This is a genomic window from Thalassotalea sp. SU-HH00458 (assembly GCF_040362795.1).
GTDB classification, from domain to species: domain Bacteria; phylum Pseudomonadota; class Gammaproteobacteria; order Enterobacterales; family Alteromonadaceae; genus Thalassotalea_H; species Thalassotalea_H castellviae.
Window position 1 is genome coordinate 72,664 of the sequence record NZ_BAABWW010000010.1, and the last position, 21,100, is coordinate 93,763.

Sequence of the window (21,100 nt, forward strand, 5' to 3'; positions counted from 1 at the left end):
TGCATCAATAAACAGTAACTCTCTTTCTTGGTGCGAAATTGAATAAGAACGCTCAATTATGGTGATATTTAAGTTGTGCCTTATAATTTAAAATTGTTGCTCGCTTAATGACTTCATCATCGGCTCTCTGTATAATCGCGCGCATTAACTCATCAGGTATATCATTAGGTAAATTTTTCATGTTAAGTGCAAATAACATTACTCAGCAATTCGGTGCGAAACCTTTATTTGAAAACATCTCTCAAAAATTTGGTGGGGGTAATCGCTACGGTTTAATCGGTGCAAATGGTTGTGGTAAATCAACTTTCATGAAAATTCTTGGCAACGATCTAGAGCAAACAAGCGGCAATGTCAGTTTAGATCCTAACGAACGTATCGGTAAATTGCGCCAAGATCAATTCGGTTTTGAAGAATACACGGTTGTTGATACCGTGATTATGGGGCATAGCGAACTTTGGGCGGTAAAAGAAGAGCGAGATCGTATATATGCTTTACCGGAAATGAGTGAAGAAGATGGGATGCGCGCTGGAGATCTTGAATCTGAATATGCTGAAATGGACGGCTATAGCGCTGAAAGTCGCGCCGGTGAACTATTAATGGGCGTTGGCATTCCTGTAGAGCAACATTTTGGCTTAATGAGTGAAGTTGCCCCTGGTTGGAAGTTACGTGTTCTTCTTGCACAGGCACTCTTTTCTGATCCTGATATATTATTATTAGATGAACCAACCAACAACTTAGATATTCACACAATACAATGGCTTGAAGAAACACTCAATGAACGTGATTCAACCATGATAATTATTTCGCACGATCGTCACTTTTTAAATAGTGTTTGTACTCATATGGCTGATTTAGACTATGGTGAACTTCGTGTCTTCCCCGGCAATTATGATGAATATATGCTAGCGGCAACACAAGCGCGCGCACAATTATTAGCCGATAATGCCAAGAAAAAAGCTCAAATTGGTGAATTGCAAGCCTTTGTAGCACGCTTCTCAGCAAATGCTTCTAAAGCGAAGCAAGCAACTTCTCGCGCGAAGCAAATTGATAAAATTCAATTAGCGGAAGTCAAAGCATCAAGTCGAGTAAATCCGTTTATTCGTTTTGAACAAGAGAAAAAACTCTTTCGCAACGCCTTAGTTATCGAGCAAATGAGTAAAACATTTAACCCTGGAAGCGACGAAGAAAATCATGTTTTAAAAAACCTTGATTTAATGATTGAAGTGGGCGAACGAGTAGCAGTAATTGGTGAAAATGGTATAGGTAAAACCACCTTTTTACGTACTTTAATGAACGAAGTAGATTACCAACCAACATCGGGACAATTTACTTGGTCTGAAAATGTAAATATTGGTTATTACGCGCAAGATCATGCTCATGAATTTGAAAATGACATGACTTTATTTGAATGGATGAGTCAGTGGCGTCAACCAACTGATGACGAACAAGCGGTGCGTGGTTATCTAGGGCGTTTATTATTTTCAGCTGACGACATTAAAAAGTCAGTTAAAGTATTGTCAGGTGGTGAACAAGGTCGAATGCTCTTTGGTAAGATCATGATGCAACGTCCTAATATTTTGATTATGGATGAACCAACTAACCACATGGACATGGAATCGATTGAATCATTAAACATGGCAATGGAAAAATTTGAAGGAACAATTATTTTTGTCAGCCATGACCGAGAGTTTGTATCGAGTATTGCAACTCGAGTCATTGAGTTAAAAAACGACGGTTACGAAGATTTTGCCGGGACTTATGATGAGTACTTAGCTAGTCAAGAATAACGAATAAATTAACGAATAAGCATACAACTACCTTGTATGCTTTTTTCTATAATGAGATAAGGATCACTTTTGCTTAGTTATCGTCATGCCTTTCATGCAGGAAATTTTGCCGACGTTTTAAAACACTCTGTCTTGACTTTAGTTCTTGAGTATATGACAAGAAAGGAGAAAGGCTTTTATTACATTGATAGCCATTCTGGTGCGGGTATGTATTCGTTAGCCGATGAATATGCACAAAAAACCGGAGAATACAAAAACGGAATTGCAAAACTCATTAATCAATCTGATGTACCAGAAGTACTCAGTGATTATATCAATATGATAAAGTCTTTTAATACAGAAACCGAGTTAGATTATTATCCCGGCTCTCCTGCAATTGCAAAATACTTTGATCGCCGCCAAGACAGTGCACATTTATTTGAACTACACCCTACTGATATTCAATTATTATCTGAATTTTGCCAACGTTGGCATAAATCACATGTAAATCAATCTGATGGTTATCAAGGTGTGTTAGGTTTACTACCACCACCAAGTAGACGTGGCGTGGTATTAATTGATCCTCCGTATGAGTTAAAAGAGGATTATGTCAAAGCAGTAAAAACCATTATCAATGCCTACAAAAAATTTGCCACTGGTACATATATTTTGTGGTATCCCGTTGTAAAACGAGAGTTAATTGTGAAAATGCAAAAACAATTTCATCAAAGTACAGTAAAAAATGTTTTACAAGTTGAATACTGCCAATATAAAGATACCGATGAATATGGCATGACTGGTACCGGATTATTTATCGTTAATCCTCCTTGGCAATTAAATAATCAATTAGCTGAGATTTTACCCTTTATCCAAGAAAAATTAGGGAATACAGAAAGTCATTTCGAATTAGAACAACTCATTGAAGAATAAAGTTAATCATACGTTATTAGCACCCATTAAAAAGCTCAAATACTTTGATATTTGAGCTTTTTAATCTGATTAATAATAAAGCGTTTTAAATTTAAGGAATAACGATAACGTTAACCGGTTTGTTGGGAATTAAAGAAATCTAACGCATTTTCTTGGCTTTTTTCAATAACAGTGACAGCGACTTCCATCCCGTCTACTGTCCATTTGTCATTAAGATCATTATATAGCACTCTGGCTATTAACGTTTTCAATGAATCATCGCTATAACTCACGATCATATTACAAATATGATTGTGAACTTGTTGATAATCTGGAATTGCCACATGTACAGGTTCGATTTTTTTACCTGTTAATGTTCTTTTTTGATACCAATCTTTAGGTATTATTTTAAACTCCCTAGCCATATAAAATCCTTTTTAAACGGTAATACAAACTCCACTATAATTAATCATAGCTGATATTTAAACTTTTACCTTATAATTTAACATAAAATAAAATCTTAAAAATCAATGGCTAGATAATATTTTCTTATATCGATCAGGGTTATTAAACTGATCAATAATCGACATGATTTGAATGACGTCATGCTTTTTAGCAAACTGAGGTGAAAAAGCGATAAAAGAAGGCTCTTCTAATGAAGAAATTGACATAACACTCATATTATCTTCAATGCCCATCTCTTTGATAGAGGTATACGCGGCAAAACCATCAGTAACAACTAAATCAACACGATCGAGCAAAAGCATGTTAAATGCATCTTCTAAGCGACTAACTTCTGCAATGGTAAATAACCCCTCCTTTTTTGCTTTTTCAAATTCCTCACCTAATAAAACCGATCTAACTTTAGCCACCGATTTTTTTGATGTCATTGTGTCGAAGCTGTCAAACTCAAAGTTATTGTCAACTTTTTTAATTAGCACTGAGCCATAAAAGTTAACAAATTGCTGTGGAGGAAAAACTAAAGATTGTGCGCGCTCGTTTGTATAAAGGGTTGGCATAATGGCGTCAGCATGACCATTTTTCACCTCTAACATTGCTCGCCCCCACGGCATTACAGTGACATTAAATTTTAACGACGAATATTCACTCACTTTGTTTAATGTATCAATGAGTAAGCCTACCGCAACCTTATCTGCATTATAGACAAGCGGTTTTAACTCAGGCGCGACCACATTAATGACCAACTCATTTAAAGTTGTTTCATTCGTATTAATGTCAGCGGTTTGAGAGGAAACTTTCGTACATACTATTAGCAATGCTATAACAAAAGTTCGAGTTATTAAGACCATATTATTCGACTTCAGGGGTATTATTAGCGTCTATTTCACTAGCAGGTTTAGCTTTTTTCTTTTTCATCACGGGCATATTGCCAACATCCTGTGCAAAAAACGTTTTTTTCTGAGTTTTATTTACTTTCGTTTGTTTACTCTTCAAGGCGATTGGTTTTTTCTGGCTATTCTCTGTTTTTTTCGTTTTCTGTTTTTTAGGTTTTATCCCTTTAAATTTAGCTTTTAAACCTTCAACAGAATCGAAGGTAAAATTTTGCTGTAAAAACATCTCTATATTTTTAAAACTTAACCAATCTTTTGGTCCAACAAACGAGATAGACTCTCCTTTATTACCTGCTCTTCCTGTTCGACCAATACGATGAACAAACTCTTCGGTATGTTTAGGTAAATCAAAATTAATAACATGTGAAACATTTACTAAATCTAAACCGCGTGATGCTAAGTCAGTAGTAATTAATATTTTTTGTTGGCCTTTGGCAAAACCATCCATAATTTGATTACGCTGGCTTTGGTTCAAATCACCACTTAAGGCAACAGTACTTAATCCTTGTGATGAAAGTTTTCCAGATAATCGTTCGGTATCAGCTCGTGTTGCCGTGAAAATAATCAACTGTTGATATTTTTCTGAAGATAAAAAGTGCTCAAGTAGCAATTCTTTATGATCAAGATTATCGGCAAAATAGAAACGTTTACTGATATCTTTATGTTCAGTATGCGCCGCACCAATAGCAATGCGTTTCGGTTTCGTTAATAACTCCAATGCGAAATCATTAATTTGACCATGATCTAACGTTGCTGAAAACATCAACGTCTGACGTTTACGGTGATCTGCTGCTTTATTAATTAATTTGAGTTCTTTCGAAAAGCCTAAATCGAGCATACGATCGGCTTCGTCCAAAATCAGTAATTCTAAACCATTTAAATAAAAGTGCCCTTTTGATAAGTGATCGGCAAGACGTCCTGGGGTTGCAACTAAAAAGTGCGGGTCTTTTTCTAAGGTTTTCACTTGGTCATTAAAATTTTCGCCACCTAAGATTAAGACCGCTTTAAATTGAGTACCCGCTGTGAATAAGCGTAACTGAGTAAATACTTGTTTGGCTAACTCCCTGGTTGGCGTAAGAATAACAACACGTGGATCTCTTTTACTCAACGCACGATTTTTCATTAAACGCTGTAAAGCTGGCAAAATAAACGCGAGGGTTTTACCCGAACCAGTTTTAGACGATGCGATAAGATCTTGGCCGGTCATAGCTACTGGTATTGCTTGTTGTTGAATATCTGTTGGCTCGTTAAAACCTAAGTGTTCGATAGTCGACATCAAACGTTTATCTAATCCAAAATCGCTAAATGACAAAGCGTACTCCTACCTTTTAAATATAAATTTTTAAATCCTCCCTATTATAACCTGTAACAAATTGCCTGTAACGAATAACTTATACTGAGGCACAAAATACAGGTATAAAAAAAGCCGCAAAAGCGGCTTTAATCATTTACAGTATCGCTTATAGGTTATCAGCGTTATCTGTTAAGTAAGATGCAACACCTTCAGGAGAAGCTGTCATACCTTTATCACCTTTGTTCCAACCAGCCGGACAAACTTCACCGTGCTCTTGGTGGAATTGTAGCGCGTCAACCATACGGATCATTTCATCAACGTTACGTCCTAGTGGTAAATCGTTCACGACTTGATGACGAACATTACCTTCTTCATCAATTAAGAATGAACCACGAAAAGCAACGCCTGCTTCTGGATGCTCAACATCATAAGCTTGACAGATAGCATGTTTAGTATCTGCTACTAATGTATATTGTACTGGGCCGATACCACCTTCGTTTACTGGTGTGTTTCTCCATGCATTATGTGAAAATTGAGAATCAATAGAAACACCAATAACTTCAACACCACGGCTTTTGAATTCTTCAAAACGGTGATCAAATGCTAATAATTCTGAAGGACAAACAAATGTAAAATCTAACGGGTAGAAAAACACTACTGCTTTTTTCCCTTTAATTGCTTCAGATAAAGTAAAGCTATCTACGATTTCACCGCTACCTAGCACAGCTGCTGCTGTAAAGTCCGGAGCTGGACGACCAACTAATACACTCATTTTTTTCTCCATGATTTGTCTATAAAATTAATTAAACGTTTACGTCACAAGTAAGTATTGAGACATAAACGTTTTTTTCAATGCTTTTTAAAAATAAAAATACTTATTCTGAAACTTGTTTCGCTGCCGCTTCTTTAATAAGCGTTTGTAATTCACCTTGCTGATACATTTCCATAATAATATCGCAACCACCTACTAACTCACCATCAACCCATAATTGCGGAAAAGTAGGCCAATCGGCATATTTTGGTAATTCACTACGAATATCTGGATTTTGTAAAATATCAACAAACGCAAATTTTTCACCGCAAGCCATTAAAGCTTGTGATGCTTGTGATGAAAAGCCACAACTTGGCAATTTAGGTGAGCCTTTCATATAAAGTAAAATATTGTTTTCTGCGATTTGCTCTTTAATTCGTTCAATAGTGTCCATATCAACCTTCGATTTCTAGTGTAATACTTATTGCATTAAATAATGGTGGCGATACCTTCGTTATTCAACCCAATAAATACTAATAATTAAAATGTTCTAAGTTAAAACTATTTACCTTGATAAATACGCTGGCAAAACCAATTTATTTGGGTAAAATATGCATAGTTTTTAATACCTGAGTATTTTACTCGGTTTTTACCAAAAGCAAACAACTTCTTTATTTTTGGGTAAAATAAATCTTTCTAATTAATTCCTGGAGAATATAATGGCTATCGAATTACCAGCGTTACCTTATGCACAAGATGCATTAGCACCACACATTTCAGCAGAAACATTAGAGTACCACTACGGCAAGCACCACAATACTTATGTAGTTAAACTTAACGGTTTAATCGAAGGTACTGAATTTGAAGGAAAATCTTTAGAAGATATCGTTAAAACATCTTCAGCTGGTATTTTTAACAATGCCGCTCAAATTTGGAATCATACGTTTTACTGGAACAGCTTAAGCCCTAATGGTGGTGGTGAGCCTACGGGTGCCTTAGCTGATGCAATTAACGCAAGCTTTGGCTCTTTCGATGAATTTAAAGCTAAATTCACTGACAGTGCTATCAATAACTTTGGTTCAAGCTGGACTTGGTTAGTAAAAAATGCTGACGGTAGCTTAGCAATTGTCAACACTTCAAACGCTGCTACACCATTAACAGATGAAGGCGTTACACCAATTATCACAGTAGATTTATGGGAACATGCTTATTACATTGATTACCGTAATTTACGCCCTAGCTATATGAATGCTTTCTGGGCATTAGCTAACTGGGATTTTGCTTCAGCAAACTTTGCATAAGCACACGTAAAAATCATCGTATAAAAACCAGAGTTCATCTCTGGTTTTTTTATCACAGAAATTAAATATATTCCCTCCTATTGATGACTTTACTTTTCGTAAATGATCTAAGTGGTTTTACCCGTATTTAATTAAACTCAGTTACAAATATTTTCGTAGTTTCCTCACACCTTCAAAAAATAAAGACTAAACTTGTAAATAGTTTAGGTAAATTGTCGGTCTTTATACTTAGTAAAGCTGAGCGGGAAAATACTCGTTAGTTGTATTTACTCTCTTTCTGTCATTAGCTCAGCTTTGATATGTTTATCAATTTTGGGGGCAGTTATGAGTATTTTTAAACACTATCAATCTCGTTATGATGAATCAAAAGAAGAAACTTGTTCCGTACAAGACTTTCTAACACTTTGCCAGAAAGATAAATCTGCCTATGCCAGTGCCGCCGAACGATTGTTAAATGCTATCGGCGAACCTGAAATGATAGATACTTCATCAGAGCCACGTCTAAGTAGAATTTTTTCCAATAGAGTTATTGCTCGTTACCCCGCCTTTAAAGAGTTTTATGGGATGGAAGATGCCATAGAACAAATTGTTTCTTATCTAACTCATGCTTCACAAGGTTTAGAAGAACAAAAACAAATTCTTTATTTATTAGGCCCCGTCGGTGGCGGGAAATCTTCACTCGCGGAAAAATTAAAAGCTTTAATGCAACAAGAGCCAATATACGTACTTAGTGCGAACGGTGAAAGAAGCCCTGTAAATGACCACCCTTTCTGCTTATTTGATAAACACTCAGATGGCAAAATTTTAATGGATGAATACAACATACCAGAGCGTTATTTAAATACGATAATGTCACCTTGGGTTGCTAAACGATTACATGAATTTCAAGGGGATATTAGTCAATTTGAAGTCGTTAAAATTTACCCTTCAATTCTTGATCAAATTGCCATCGCTAAAACTGAACCCGGTGATGACAATAATCAAGATATTTCAGCGCTGGTAGGTAAAGTAGATATTCGACAACTCGAACATTACGCACAAAATGATCCTGACGCTTACAGCTACTCTGGAGCCTTATGTAGAGCAAACCAAGGATTGATGGAGTTTGTTGAAATGTTTAAAGCTCCAATTAAAGTATTGCACCCGTTATTAACCGCGACACAAGAAGGAAATTACAACCCAACAGAAGGTTTATCGGCACTACCATTTGACGGCATTTTACTCGCACATTCAAATGAATCAGAATGGCAAACTTTTAGAAATAATAAAAATAATGAAGCATTTTTAGACCGCGTATATATCGTTAAAGTGCCGTATTGCATGCGCGTTTCTGAAGAAGTGAAAATCTATCAAAAACTGCTAAAAAACAGTGAGCTTTCTCAAGCACAATGTGCCCCAGATACCTTAGAAACTTTGGCACAATTTTCAGTATTATCGCGATTAAAAGAACCAGAAAACTCTAGTATTTATTCTAAAATGCGTGTTTATGATGGTGAAAGCTTAAAAGATACCGATCCCAAAGCGAAATCTTATCAAGAATATACGGATTACGCAGGTGTCGACGAAGGCATGTCGGGCTTATCCACCCGCTTTGCATTTAAAATTTTATCCCGAGTGTTTAATTTTGACCACATGGAAGTTGCCGCTAACCCTGTTCATTTATTTTATGTGCTTGAACAGCAAATTGAACGAGAACAATTACCTAAAGAAGTCTCTGATCGTTATTTAGAGTTTATTAAAGGCTATCTATCTCCTCAATATATTGATTTTATTGGGAAAGAAATTCAAACCGCATATCTTGAGTCTTATTCTGAATATGGGCAAAACATTTTTGATCGTTACGTAACTTATGCTGATTTTTGGATCCAAGATCAAGAATATAGAGATGCAGAAACAGGTCAGTTATTTGATCGAGAAGCATTAAATAACGAACTTGAAAAGATAGAAAAACCGGCTGGTATTAGTAACCCAAAAGACTTTAGAAACGAAATAGTCAATTTTGTCTTAAGGGCAAAAGCCAATAATAACGGAACTAACCCTGTGTGGACCAGTTATGAAAAATTACGCACAGTAATTGAGAAAAAAATGTTTTCTAATACCGAAGATTTATTGCCAGTTATTTCGTTCAACACTAAAACTTCCAACGATGATCAACAAAAACATGATGACTTTGTCGAACGTATGATGAGCAAAGGGTATACCAAAAAACAAGTACGTTTGTTATCTGAATGGTATTTACGCGTAAGAAAGTCTTCTTAAGGTAAACGCTAAACAGGCATTTATGAGGTAGCCATTATGGCAAATTTTATCGATAGAAGACTCAATAGTAAAAATAAAAGTACCGTTAACCGACAACGGTTTATCCGACGTTATAAATCACAAATTAAAAAATCTGTGGAACAAGCGGTTAATAAACGGGGAGTCACGGATATTGATAGCGGTGAAAGCATCACCATTACTAAAAAGGATCTCAGTGAACCTACCTTTCATCAAGGGCAAGGAGGTATAAAAGACAGAGTACATCCAGGCAACGATCAATATAATACTGGCGATCAAATTCAGCGGCCACCTCAACAGTCAGGACAAGGAGCGGGTCAAGGTGAAGCTAGTAATTCTGGTGAAGGTGAAGATGATTTCGTCTTTTCAATTTCAAAAGATGAATATCTGAATATACTCTTTGAAGACTTAGCACTGCCAAACCTTGAACAAAACCAACTTGATAAGTTAGTCGACTATAAAACGGTTCGTTCTGGTTATTGTGCAGAAGGTGTACCATCCAATATCGATATAGTGAAATCATTACAAGGCTCTATTGCTAGACGAGTCGCGATGACATCGTCAAAACGAAAATCCTTAAAAACAATGGAAGAATCGTTATTAGCTTTACAACAAGATAAGCACGACCACGTGAAAGAAATTGCCGAGTTAACCATTGAAATTAACAAGCTCAAAGAGAAAATTGCCAAGGTTCCTTTTATTGACACCTTTGATTTACGGTTTAGGAATTATGCCAAAGTGGCTGTGCCAACTTCTAAAGCGGTAATGTTCTGTTTAATGGATGTTTCAGGTTCAATGGATCAAGCAACGAAAGATATCGCGAAAAGGTTTTATGTATTGCTTTATTTATTTTTAACGCGCACTTATCAAACCATAGAAGTGGTTTATATTCGTCACCACACCCAAGCGAAAGAAGTTGATGAACAAGAATTTTTTTATTCTCAAGAAACTGGCGGCACTATTGCTTCTAGTGCCCTGGAATTGATGATTGACATCATCAATAAAAGGTTTAATCCCAAAGAATGGAATATTTATGGCGCCCAAGCATCTGATGGTGATAATTGGGCGGATGACTCGCCTCATTGTCGTCAATTAATGAGTAACGAAATTCTACCTCTTTCTCGTTACTTTGCTTATATCGAAATTACTCAACGCACCCATCAAACCTTATGGCAACAATATTTAACAGTGCAAGAACAATATAACCATTTTGCGATGCAACACATTAAAACCGTTGAAGATATTTACCCTGTCTTTAGAGAGTTATTTAAGAAAAGTAGTCCGCAAGTAGCATAAATATTTATGTGCATCGGTAATGGAGTGTAATTATGGCAACTAAAAAAATGTTATCTGACGGACCTGATTGGACTTTTGAATTACTACAACAATATCAAGATGAAATTGCCCGAATTGCAGAAAGCTTTCGTTTAGATACGTATGCCAATCAAATCGAAGTGATAACCGCAGAACAAATGATGGATGCTTACGCAAGTGTTGGCATGCCTATTGGTTACAATCATTGGACCTTTGGTAAAAAATTTATTCAAACAGAGCAAACCTATAAACGAGGTCAAATGGGACTGGCCTATGAAATAGTGATTAATTCTGATCCTTGTATTTCATATTTAATGGAAGAAAATTCAATTACTATGCAAGCACTTGTTATGGCTCATGCATGTTATGGCCATAACTCGTTCTTTAAAGGTAATTATTTATTTAAATCGTGGACCGATGCGAGTTCTATCATTGATTATTTGGTTTTTGCTAAAAATTATATTGCTGAATGCGAACATAAACATGGTATTGATGAAGTTGAAGCTTGTTTAGATGCTTGCCATGCGTTAATGAATCACGGTGTTGATCGGTATAAACGTCCACAAAAAATTTCGTTAGAACAAGAGCTTAAACGACAAAAATCACGAGAAGAATATTTACAATCTCAAGTTAACACTTTATGGCGTACGATTCCGGAAAATGCTGATAAAACGACAAATAAAACGATTAACTTCCCAAGTGAGCCGCAAGAAAACTTACTATACTTCATCGAAAAAAACGCGCCTTTATTAAAGCCTTGGCAACGGGAAGTGGTTCGTATTGTTCGTAAAGTTTCACAATACTTTTACCCACAAAAACAAACGCAAGTAATGAATGAAGGTTGGGCCTGTTTCTGGCACTACACTATTTTAAACACACTATATGAAGAAGGTAAGGTCAGTGAAAAATTCATGTTAGAATTTTTACATAACCATACCAACGTAGTCGCGCAGCCTGACTATAACAGTCCTTATTATTCAGGAATAAACCCTTACGCCTTGGGCTTTAATATGTTTATGGATATTAAACGAATTTGCCAAGAGCCCACAGAAGAAGATAAACAGTGGTTTCCTGAAATTGCCGGAAGTAATTGGTTAGATACTTTACATTTCGCCATGGAAAACTTCAAAGATGAAAGTTTTATAAGTCAATTTTTATCACCAAAACTAATGCGTGATTTTAAATTATTTCATATACATGATGATGAAAAAGAAAACTTTATCGAAGTTGCGGCAATACATAACGAACAAGGCTATAAAAAAATCAGAGCGGCATTATCTGATCAATACAACTTAAGTAACATTGAAACCAATATTCAAATCACCAAAGCGAACATCACCGGAGATCGCTCTCTGACTTTAAAATATACCCCTCATCAGCAGGTACCATTAGCCAATTCAAAAGATGAAGTGTTAAAGCATTTATATTATCTATGGCAGTTTGAGGTAAAATTAATTCAAGAAAACCAGCAAGGTGAAGAAGAAGTAATAGCGCAATGTCCGCCAAAAGATAACCCCCATTAATTGAATGAGTTTTATTTCAATCAGTTTTTTTATTTTTTTGAGCGGTTTAAAGCGAGAAGTTCTCAAACATGAAAGTTTACTCACTTTTACTCACATCCCCTTCCCCAAAGTTAACCGTTAAACATTTAAGATTTACCCTAATTAACAGTTAGTTAACCTAAGGTTAAAAGAATATAAATAAAGAAGGATTAATTAGTCTTTATTTTAATTATTTCTCTGTATATATAAGAAAATAAACTATCATATAAGAGTATTAAAAAAATACTGTTAAATTATAGGACTAAACATGACTAAAATAATTTTACTCGCTAGTGTATTAGCAACAAGCTTATTAATATCAGCCCCAGCAAAAGCAGATTTATCATTGCGTGTCTGTGAATATGTGCAAGCTAATGATAAAAACCGCTTACGCTCATTTTTAAAAGCAAATAAATTAAAAATAAGAAAGATCTATAAAGGCTTATTATGTAATGGTAATACTTTATTAGCATTTGCCGCAAAATCACAAGCTTTAGAAGTAGGTGAATTTATGATTGGTAAATTACCAGCCAAAGTTGTTGCTGCTGAAATCCCTGAAATTTCAAAATATTCAGCACATTTAGCTGAAGAAGCAAAAGATAGATAAAGTTAATTTTATTTATTTCTATCAAATTACCATGAAAAACTAAGAAAAATGTGCATATTAGCAGCGTTTTGTTGAGAGTTTAGCCAAACAATCAAAAAGTCTTCTTTTTTTATTAAAAAACGGTTGACGAAGCCGAAACAGATTTGCATAATACGCGCCACTTGCTGAGAGGCAGGTTGGAAAGGCTACATAGCTCAGCTGGTTAGAGCACATCACTCATAATGATGGGGTCCCAGGTTCAAATCCCGGTGTAGCCACCATTAACTCTTAGTGATAGAAATAATGCGGGGTTGGCGGAATTGGTAGACGCGCTGGATTTAGGTTCCAGTATCGCAAGATGTGAGAGTTCAAGTCTCTCACCCCGTACCATTTCAAATAACACATTTCTTCTCGAAACTGTGTTAGAAAGTAAGTTACATTGCAGGGGTATAGCCAAGCGGTAAGGCAGCGGGTTTTGATCCCGTCATTCAGAGGTTCAAATCCTCTTACCCCTGCCACTTTCTTTTTATTCTCAAGTAAAATCCGAAAGTTAATATTGTAACGACAACGAGTTTTCTGCAGGGGTATAGCCAAGCGGTAAGGCAGCGGGTTTTGATCCCGTCATTCAGAGGTTCAAATCCTCTTACCCCTGCCACTTTCTTTGTTTTTCTATTTTCTATTTTCTATTTTCTAAATAATTTTAACTCAGACGTTTAAATACCACAGGCATATGCCAACGCTTTATTTTTAAGCTTTGGAAACTTGTTGGTCATAAATAATCCAGTATTGCGAAACAGCTTGATTAGACCTGAAGGATGGCTAAAGCCACTATAAAGCATATCCATTGCGGTCATCATTAATAAATTATCTCGTCTTCTCGCCTTTTCATATCCTGCTAGTACTTCAACATCATGCCAGCATTTTCCCTCACCGATTGCTTTAGCAACGACTTCTTGTAACGCTTTGACATCTTTAAAACCTAGATTTACTCCCTGCCCTGCTAATGGGTTTATGGTATGAGCAGCATCGCCCAACAAAACAACACGATTTTTTTGGTACTGATTAGCATGCCTGCGAGTTAAAGGAAAACTCGCTTTATCAATAACTTTAATGTTGCCAAGTTTTGCCGGAAAGGCTTCGAGAATAGCCGCTTGTAGTTGTGGGTTTGATAAGTTTGATAATCGCGAAATTTCTTCTTTAGCATGGTACCAAACAAGTGAAGCATGGTTTCCAGGCATAGGTAACATAGCCACAGGGCCCGTTTCACGGAAATGTTGCCAGGTGATTTCTTGCTGACTTAACTCAGTTTCAACATTAATTAGCATTGCAGCTTGCTGATAATCCCAACCAGTTGTACCAATATTGGCGAGTTGCCTGACTTGAGAGTGTGCGCCATCAGCAGCAATCAGTAATTTGGTTTCAATCGTTTTATTTGATAATTGAACACTGACCTGTTTATCGTTTTGTTCAAATGAAATAAGCGATTCAGGACAGAACAAGTCGATATTTTCATGATGTTGTATTTGTTGCCATAAAGACAATTGAATTAAACGATTTTCAACGATATGACCAAGATGTTGTTCATTAATTTCTGAAGCAGAAAACTCTGTATACGCAGATTCTTGCTCCCATACACTTAACCGCCGATATGGGCATGCTCGCCATTGTTTAATTTGCGGCCATGCATTAAGTTGCTCTAATAAAAATTGAGATGATAACGACAGTGCAGAAACACGAAGATCAAAGGGTTGATTCTGGATAAATGATTTCGGTGCCGACTTTTCAATGACCGCAACTTTCAACCCCAACTGAGCCAATGATAAAGCACTTGCTGCGCCTACCATGCCACCGCCAACAACAACACAATCAAATTTATCCATGAACCAACATTCTACTATTGTTTTTCCACTATTCTAACTAACCAAAGTCACGAATTCGATAACTATCTCTTTATTACTCACGAATTATCGTGAGCACAGGAAAGTACTGTTTTATTTATCGTAGGTGCAAGCGTCTTGATTGTCTCGATAATTTTAAAATGCGCTGTTGATAAATTAAATACAAAAACCGCCATCAAGGATCAACAACTGTAATTTTATTTTTGCCAATTTTCATCCGTTATAACTAGCCTCGGCATTCAAGAAAGAGTAAAATACGCCCCCTAAAATTCTCTAGCAAAAACTAGAACCAATTTCATGAACACAATAGGCATAAATAAATGAGTAAAAAGTTATACATAAAAACCTGGGGTTGCCAAATGAACGAGTACGACTCGCAAAAGATGGCCGAATTATTAGACTCCACACATGGCTATGAATTAGCAGAAGAAGCTGAAGATGCCGATGTGATTTTATTAAATACCTGTTCGATTCGTGAAAAAGCACAAGAAAAAGTTTTTCATCAACTAGGTCGTTGGAAAAATTTAAAAGTAAACAAACCTGAATTGCTTATTGGTGTTGGTGGGTGTGTTGCCTCACAAGAAGGTGATGCTATTCGTCAACGTGCCCCATTTGTTGATATGGTATTTGGCCCACAAACGTTGCACCGTTTACCTGAAATGATCCAACAAGTCACGGGTGATCATAACCCTGTGGTAGATGTTAGCTTTCCAGAAATTGAAAAATTTGACCGTTTACCAGAGCCTAAAGCAGAAGGCGCTACTGCGTTTGTTTCCATTATGGAAGGTTGTAGTAAATATTGTACTTTCTGTGTCGTGCCTTATACCCGCGGTGAAGAAGTCAGTCGTCCATTAGATGACGTGCTTTATGAAATAGCACAATTAGCCGAACAAGGCGTACGGGAAGTTAATTTACTTGGCCAAAACGTTAATGCCTACCGTGGTGATTCTCATGATGGTACGGTATGTCGTTTTTCCGAACTCATTCGTTTAATAGCCACCATAGATGGTATTGATCGCATCCGTTACACAACCTCGCACCCAGTAGAATTTACGGATGACATTATCGAAGTTTATAAAGATGTTCCTGAGTTAGTCAGCCATCTACATTTACCGGTGCAAAGTGGTTCTGATCGAATTCTTACCCAAATGAAACGTGGTCATACTGCATTAGAATATAAATCACAAATCAGAAAGCTTAAAAAAGCACGCCCTGATATTTGTATGTCTTCTGACTTTATCGTGGGCTTTCCTGGCGAAACCGATGCTGATTTTGAAGCAACCATGGACTTAATTAAATCGGTTGATTTTGATTTAAGTTTTAGTTTTATTTATAGTGCGCGCCCAGGAACGCCGGCTGCCGATATGGTTGACGATATTAGTGATGAAACGAAAAAACAACGTTTGCAAATATTACAAGATCGTATCACCTCACAAGCACTGCGTATTGCACGTCAAATGCTTAATACCGAACAACGTATTTTAGTTGAAGGCCCTTCTAAGAAAAACCCGATGGAATTACGTGGCCGCACTGAAAACAATCGTATCGTCAACTTTGTTGCGCCACATAGCGTAATCGGTGGTTTTGTTGATGTGAAAATCACAGATGTTTATGCAAATTCATTACGCGGTGAATTGGTTCGTCAAGAAAGTGAAATGGGATTACGAATTGCGCATTCACCTGCTGATATATTATCAAACAGTCATCATAACGCTAAACCAGCTAATGTAGATGAGTTAGGTGTCGGCACATTCACCCCTTAATCTTGCGAATATTTGCCGCTCGTTAAAACACCTTGATTAATTAGCGGCTTATTTATTAATTAAAATGGACAACAAGCTTTTGAGTAAAGACAAACAAAGTATTTTAACATTAGAGCCTATCGACAATACAAGACAAGCTAATTTGTGTGGCCCTATGGACGATAATTTAAAAACGATCGAACGTCGTTTAGGGGTTGAAATAAGTTATCGCACTAATCACTTTAAAATCATTGGTGCGCCGGCTCAAATTAAAGCGGTTGCGAAAATATTAAAAGATTTATACTTAGAAACTGAAACCGTCAAAGGGGAAAGTAAAACAATCACGGATGAAATGGTGCATCTTGCGATTATCGATGCCAATGTCCTCGAGCAAGCACCTAGCAAAGTCGATGCAGACTTTAATAAAATGGTGACCATCAAAACTAAGCGTGGCGTTATTAAGCCTCGCAACGAAAACCAATCAGCTTATGTGCAAAATGTTTTAGTTAATGATATTAGTTTTGGTATCGGTGTAGCTGGCACCGGTAAAACATACTTAGCCGTTGCTTGTGCTGTTGAAGCGCTGGAAAGACAAGAAGTTAGACGTATTCTATTAACTCGCCCTGCGGTAGAAGCCGGTGAAAAATTAGGTTTTCTGCCTGGTGATTTAACCCAAAAAATTGACCCTTATCTGCGCCCACTCTACGATGCATTATTCGAAATGCTTGGTTTTGAAAAGGTCGAAAAGTTAATCGAACGTAATGTCATTGAAATTGCACCGTTGGCATATATGCGTGGTCGTACATTAAATGATGCCTTTATTATTCTTGATGAAAGCCAAAATACCACAGTAGAACAAATGAAAATGTTTCTAACGCGAATTGGCTTTAACTCTCGGGCGGTAATAACGGGCGATATTACACAAGTTGATTTACCAAGGGGTCAACGTTCAGGCTTACGTCATGCTATTGAAGTTTTAGAAGATATCCCAGGTGTTAGTTTTAACTTTTTCCAATCAAAAGATGTCGTTAGGCATCCTGTTGTCGCTCATATTGTTGAAGCGTATGACGCATATGACCAGAAAATGAATCGAATTAAAGCTGAGAAGAAAAAACAAGATCAGCTAGCCAAGCAGCAAGTCATTGAAGCCAATCAAGAAGCAGGCAAATAATTGTGTCTATAGATTTAGATCTACAAATTGCTTGTAATGCTGTAAATTTACCAAGTCATCAAGATATACAGTTATGGGTAAACACGGCGTTATCACCTTATAATAAAGCCTTTGAATTAACGGTGCGTATTGTTGAGGTTGAAGAAAGCCAATCGTTAAATTTGCAATATCGTCAAAAAGATAAACCAACTAACGTACTCTCTTTTCCGTTCGAGGTACCAGAAGGTATTGAATTAGCCCTATTAGGTGATTTAGTTATTTGTGCCCAAGTCGTTCAACAAGAAGCTGAGCAACAAAATAAAGCATTAATGCATCATTGGGCGCATATGGTTATTCATGGTTGCTTGCATTTACTAGGTTATGACCATATAGATGATAATGAGGCTAAAGAAATGGAAGCACTTGAAATAAAATTACTTTCAGCATTAAATATTAATGATCCGTATCAATTAATCTAACGCTATTTTCTATTTTGACAATAACTACTTGAAATATACTTTAATTGATTACAAACTAAACAACTCACTAATAATAGGAATAATATAAGCTCTATGAGCGACGATAACCCACACTCTAGTAACGGTTCTTCAAATAAAACTTTTTTTAATAAAATATTACAAGCTTTTACCGGAGAGCCGAAAAACAAAGATGAACTTTTCGATGTGCTAAACGATGCAGAAGATCGCGAACTCATCAAACCAGAAACTAAACTGATGATCGAAGGGGTATTAGAAGTTTCTGATATGCGTGTAAGAGATATCATGATCCCTCGCTCTCAAATGGTCACACTGGACATCAATATTCCACTTAAAGATGCAATTCCACTTATCGTCGAATCAGGCCACTCGCGTTTTCCAGTAGTAAACGAAGATATCGACCATATTGAGGGAATTTTATTAGCAAAAGATTTACTCGCCTATGCCTTTAATGAAGAAGAGCAACCTTGTACCTTTAATGAAGTGATCCGTCCTGCGATCATAGTACCTGAAAGTAAAAAAGTTGAACCTTTGCTAAAAGAGTTTCGCTCACAACGTTACCATATGGCTATTGTCGTTGATGAATATGGCGGAGTATCAGGCGTTGTTACCATTGAAGATATATTAGAATTAATAGTGGGTGAAATTGAAGATGAAACTGACGATGAAATTATAGAAGATATCAAACACTTAGCTAGTAATGTCTATCAAGTACAAGCACTAACTGAAATTGATGATTTTAACGAATACTTTAATTGTGAATTTGACGAAAACGGTGCTGATACCATAGGTGGAATAGTCCTTCATCAATTTGGCCATATGCCTAAAAAATCTGAATCATTAAATCTTAATGATTTTGAATTTAAAGTCACTTCAGCTGATAACCGACGTATTCAAGTCTTACAAGTCACTATCCCAAAAGATCATCAAGTCAATGGCAAAACGATTGATTAACTTACTATGATCCAGCGTTAGCATGTTCAAATCTTTTCTGCCCAAATGTAAGCGTAATATTAGCGATAAAACCTTATGGTTAAGTTTTATCGCTGGTCTTAACTTAGTATTTTCTTATGCGCCATTCTCATTTTGGTGGATAAGCTTTATCAGTTTAACGTTATGGTTTGTACATTTAGAAAAACTCTGTCAAAAAAAACAAGTTAACACCACTCGATTACTCACAAAACATAGCTTTATTTTTGGCTTTGGTTGGTTTGCAAGTGGCATAAGTTGGGTCCATGTTTCTATTGCTGAATTTGGCGGTATGCCATTATTCGCTTCTTTATTTTTGATGTTGCTATTGTGTTTATATTTAGCTTTATTCCCAACCCTGGCAGGTTATTTGACCGCTAAAATAGCAAATTCTACAACAAAAACGCAGCAAGCTTGCAGCAAATTAAACCTTTGGTTGTTGCCAAGCACTTGGTTATTAACAGAATATTTGCGTGGTGTTGTACTAACAGGTTTTCCATGGTTATCATTAGGTTATGGTCAAATCAGTGGGCCATTAGCCCCTTTAGCACCGATTATTGGCGAATTAGGCATTACTTTTTGCCTGCTAATATTTTGTGTCGCGCTTAGCAAGTTAATATTGAAATCACACATTAAACAAGCCGGCATTGCTTCACTTTCAATTTGCATTATCACGCTATTTTCACATCAGCAAACTTGGGTTTCACCAACGGGAAAAACCATTAAAACGGCCTTAATTCAGGGGAATATTGAACAATCAATTAAGTGGCAGCCAGAGCAACAATGGCCGACTATGTTAAAATATTTAGATTTAACACGTTTAAATTATGATGCCCAGTTAATTATTTGGCCGGAATCAGCAATACCGGCGATTGAAACTATGAGTACCACACAAGAATTTCTTGATATGGCCAACCAATCTGCTGCTTTAAATAATGCCACCATAATCACGGGTATTTTAAATTATAACTTTGAAACCAAAGAGTATTTTAATAGCTTAATTGTTTTAGGAAAAAAACATCACGCGGATATTAATGGCGATTATTATTATGGAAACAATAACCGTTATGATAAAAACCATTTATTACCTATTGGCGAATTTGTGCCATTTGGTGATTTGCTTAGGCCCATAGCCCCCCTATTCAATTTACCACAATCTTCCTTTAGCCGAGGCAGTTATGTGCAAGACAATTTACAGGCAAATGATTTAAATATATTACCGTTAATTTGTTTTGAAATAGCATTTCCCGAACAACTTGCCGCTAACTTTTATAATGACAGCGATATACTGTTAACCGTTAGTAATGATGCCTGGTTTGGTAACTCGCATGGACCACACCAACATATGGAAATTGCTCGTATGCGGGCGTTAGAATTTGGCCGCCCTTTATTGCGTTCTACGAATACGGGGGTTACTGCAGTAACTGATCATTTAGGTGTTATCACCAAACAAATACCGCAATTTGAACAAGCGGTATTAACAACAGAAATTCAATTAGTTTCAGGACAAACCCCATACAGCCAATATGGTCGATACCCTATTTGGTTCATTGGTTTTTTGCTGATATTCATTAACATAGTTCACAACAAAGCACAAAATAGAACATCACTTAACACATTGTAAAACATAGTGTTATTAAGATTTCCCGTTACCTTTCCTGATATTATTTCCTCAAATTGTTAAATAATTTAAACCTTTTTCCCTGCTAACACGACTTACTTATCAAACAACCATTATTTCAATGGTTATGTC

18 protein-coding genes and 4 tRNA genes are annotated in these 21,100 nt (G+C 36.4%); 16 read left to right on the forward strand and 6 right to left on the reverse strand.

The window, feature by feature from the left end:
- Window positions 1-179: 179 nt before the first annotated feature.
- Window positions 180-1,787, forward strand: coding sequence for an ABC-F family ATPase (locus tag ABXH06_RS14935; RefSeq protein WP_311583645.1), 1,608 nt, complete (start codon window positions 180-182; stop codon window positions 1,785-1,787).
- A 69-nt stretch (window positions 1,788-1,856) separates the two neighbouring features.
- Window positions 1,857-2,696, forward strand: coding sequence for a 23S rRNA (adenine(2030)-N(6))-methyltransferase RlmJ (locus ABXH06_RS14940; RefSeq protein ID WP_311583648.1), 840 nt, complete (start codon window positions 1,857-1,859; stop codon window positions 2,694-2,696).
- A 110-nt stretch (window positions 2,697-2,806) separates the two neighbouring features.
- Here ABXH06_RS14940 and ABXH06_RS14945 read toward each other — a convergent pair whose 3' ends face one another.
- The 5 genes from ABXH06_RS14945 to ABXH06_RS14965 form a co-directional block, all read right to left on the reverse strand.
- A complete protein-coding gene (locus ABXH06_RS14945) occupies window positions 2,807-3,100 on the reverse strand; it encodes a hypothetical protein (RefSeq protein WP_311583651.1) in 294 nt (97 codons plus the stop codon).
- A 102-nt stretch (window positions 3,101-3,202) separates the two neighbouring features.
- The gene (locus tag ABXH06_RS14950; protein ID WP_353518729.1) at window positions 3,203-3,952 is read right to left on the reverse strand and encodes a substrate-binding periplasmic protein; all 750 of its coding nucleotides are present in this window, start codon (window positions 3,950-3,952) and stop codon (window positions 3,203-3,205) included.
- Window positions 3,953-3,986: 34 nt separating this feature from the next.
- Window positions 3,987-5,339, reverse strand: coding sequence for a DEAD/DEAH box helicase (locus tag ABXH06_RS14955; RefSeq protein ID WP_311583659.1), 1,353 nt, complete (start codon window positions 5,337-5,339; stop codon window positions 3,987-3,989).
- A 148-nt stretch (window positions 5,340-5,487) separates the two neighbouring features.
- Window positions 5,488-6,093 (reverse strand): peroxiredoxin, encoded by a 606-nt coding sequence (locus tag ABXH06_RS14960; RefSeq protein ID WP_311583664.1) that lies wholly within the window; start codon window positions 6,091-6,093, stop codon window positions 5,488-5,490.
- 103 nt (window positions 6,094-6,196) lie between these two features.
- On the reverse strand, window positions 6,197-6,526 hold the full coding sequence (locus ABXH06_RS14965; protein ID WP_311583667.1) for a Grx4 family monothiol glutaredoxin: 330 nt from the start codon (window positions 6,524-6,526) through the stop codon (window positions 6,197-6,199).
- Window positions 6,527-6,791: 265 nt separating this feature from the next.
- Here ABXH06_RS14965 and sodB point away from each other — a divergent pair, with 265 nt between their 5' ends.
- The 9 genes from sodB (at window position 6,792) to ABXH06_RS15010 (ending at window position 13,746) form a co-directional block, all read left to right on the forward strand.
- Window positions 6,792-7,373 (forward strand): superoxide dismutase [Fe], encoded by a 582-nt coding sequence (sodB, locus tag ABXH06_RS14970; protein ID WP_311583671.1) that lies wholly within the window; start codon window positions 6,792-6,794, stop codon window positions 7,371-7,373.
- 324 nt (window positions 7,374-7,697) lie between these two features.
- Window positions 7,698-9,632: a PrkA family serine protein kinase gene (locus ABXH06_RS14975; protein ID WP_311583674.1), complete on the forward strand. Its 1,935-nt coding sequence runs from the start codon at window positions 7,698-7,700 to the stop codon at window positions 9,630-9,632.
- A gap of 36 nt (window positions 9,633-9,668) precedes the next feature.
- Window positions 9,669-10,946, forward strand: a complete 1,278-nt coding sequence (locus tag ABXH06_RS14980; RefSeq protein WP_353518730.1) for a YeaH/YhbH family protein — start codon at window positions 9,669-9,671, stop codon at window positions 10,944-10,946.
- Window positions 10,947-10,978: 32 nt separating this feature from the next.
- Complete coding sequence (locus ABXH06_RS14985) at window positions 10,979-12,487, forward strand: SpoVR family protein (RefSeq protein WP_353518731.1); 1,509 nt, start codon at window positions 10,979-10,981, stop codon at window positions 12,485-12,487.
- A gap of 286 nt (window positions 12,488-12,773) precedes the next feature.
- On the forward strand, window positions 12,774-13,112 hold the full coding sequence (locus ABXH06_RS14990) for a DUF3718 domain-containing protein (RefSeq protein ID WP_311583686.1): 339 nt from the start codon (window positions 12,774-12,776) through the stop codon (window positions 13,110-13,112).
- 183 nt (window positions 13,113-13,295) lie between these two features.
- Window positions 13,296-13,372, forward strand: a tRNA-Met gene (locus ABXH06_RS14995).
- Window positions 13,373-13,396: 24 nt separating this feature from the next.
- Window positions 13,397-13,481, forward strand: a tRNA-Leu gene (locus ABXH06_RS15000).
- Window positions 13,482-13,534: 53 nt separating this feature from the next.
- Window positions 13,535-13,609 (forward strand) — tRNA-Gln (locus ABXH06_RS15005).
- 62 nt (window positions 13,610-13,671) lie between these two features.
- Window positions 13,672-13,746: transfer RNA gene (locus tag ABXH06_RS15010), tRNA-Gln, on the forward strand.
- A gap of 58 nt (window positions 13,747-13,804) precedes the next feature.
- Here the strand turns inward: ABXH06_RS15010 and ABXH06_RS15015 are convergent.
- Window positions 13,805-14,971 carry an FAD-dependent oxidoreductase gene (locus ABXH06_RS15015; protein WP_353518732.1) on the reverse strand — a complete coding sequence of 389 codons (1,167 nt, stop codon included), beginning with the start codon at window positions 14,969-14,971 and terminating at the stop codon, window positions 13,805-13,807.
- Window positions 14,972-15,309: 338 nt separating this feature from the next.
- Here ABXH06_RS15015 and miaB point away from each other — a divergent pair, with 338 nt between their 5' ends.
- The 5 genes from miaB to lnt all read left to right on the forward strand — a co-directional run bounded on the left by miaB (window position 15,310) and on the right by lnt (window position 20,971).
- A complete protein-coding gene (gene miaB, locus ABXH06_RS15020; RefSeq protein WP_311583692.1) occupies window positions 15,310-16,752 on the forward strand; it encodes a tRNA (N6-isopentenyl adenosine(37)-C2)-methylthiotransferase MiaB in 1,443 nt (480 codons plus the stop codon).
- Window positions 16,753-16,831: 79 nt separating this feature from the next.
- Window positions 16,832-17,902, forward strand: a complete 1,071-nt coding sequence (locus ABXH06_RS15025) for a PhoH family protein (protein WP_311583847.1) — start codon at window positions 16,832-16,834, stop codon at window positions 17,900-17,902.
- 2 nt (window positions 17,903-17,904) lie between these two features.
- Window positions 17,905-18,360: an rRNA maturation RNase YbeY gene (gene ybeY, locus ABXH06_RS15030; protein WP_311583696.1), complete on the forward strand. Its 456-nt coding sequence runs from the start codon at window positions 17,905-17,907 to the stop codon at window positions 18,358-18,360.
- Between the two features lie 93 nt (window positions 18,361-18,453).
- On the forward strand, window positions 18,454-19,332 hold the full coding sequence (locus ABXH06_RS15035) for a CorC family transporter (protein WP_311583699.1): 879 nt from the start codon (window positions 18,454-18,456) through the stop codon (window positions 19,330-19,332).
- 22 nt (window positions 19,333-19,354) lie between these two features.
- Window positions 19,355-20,971, forward strand: a complete 1,617-nt coding sequence (lnt, locus tag ABXH06_RS15040) for an apolipoprotein N-acyltransferase (RefSeq protein WP_353518733.1) — start codon at window positions 19,355-19,357, stop codon at window positions 20,969-20,971.
- Window positions 20,972-21,100: the final 129 nt, after the last annotated feature.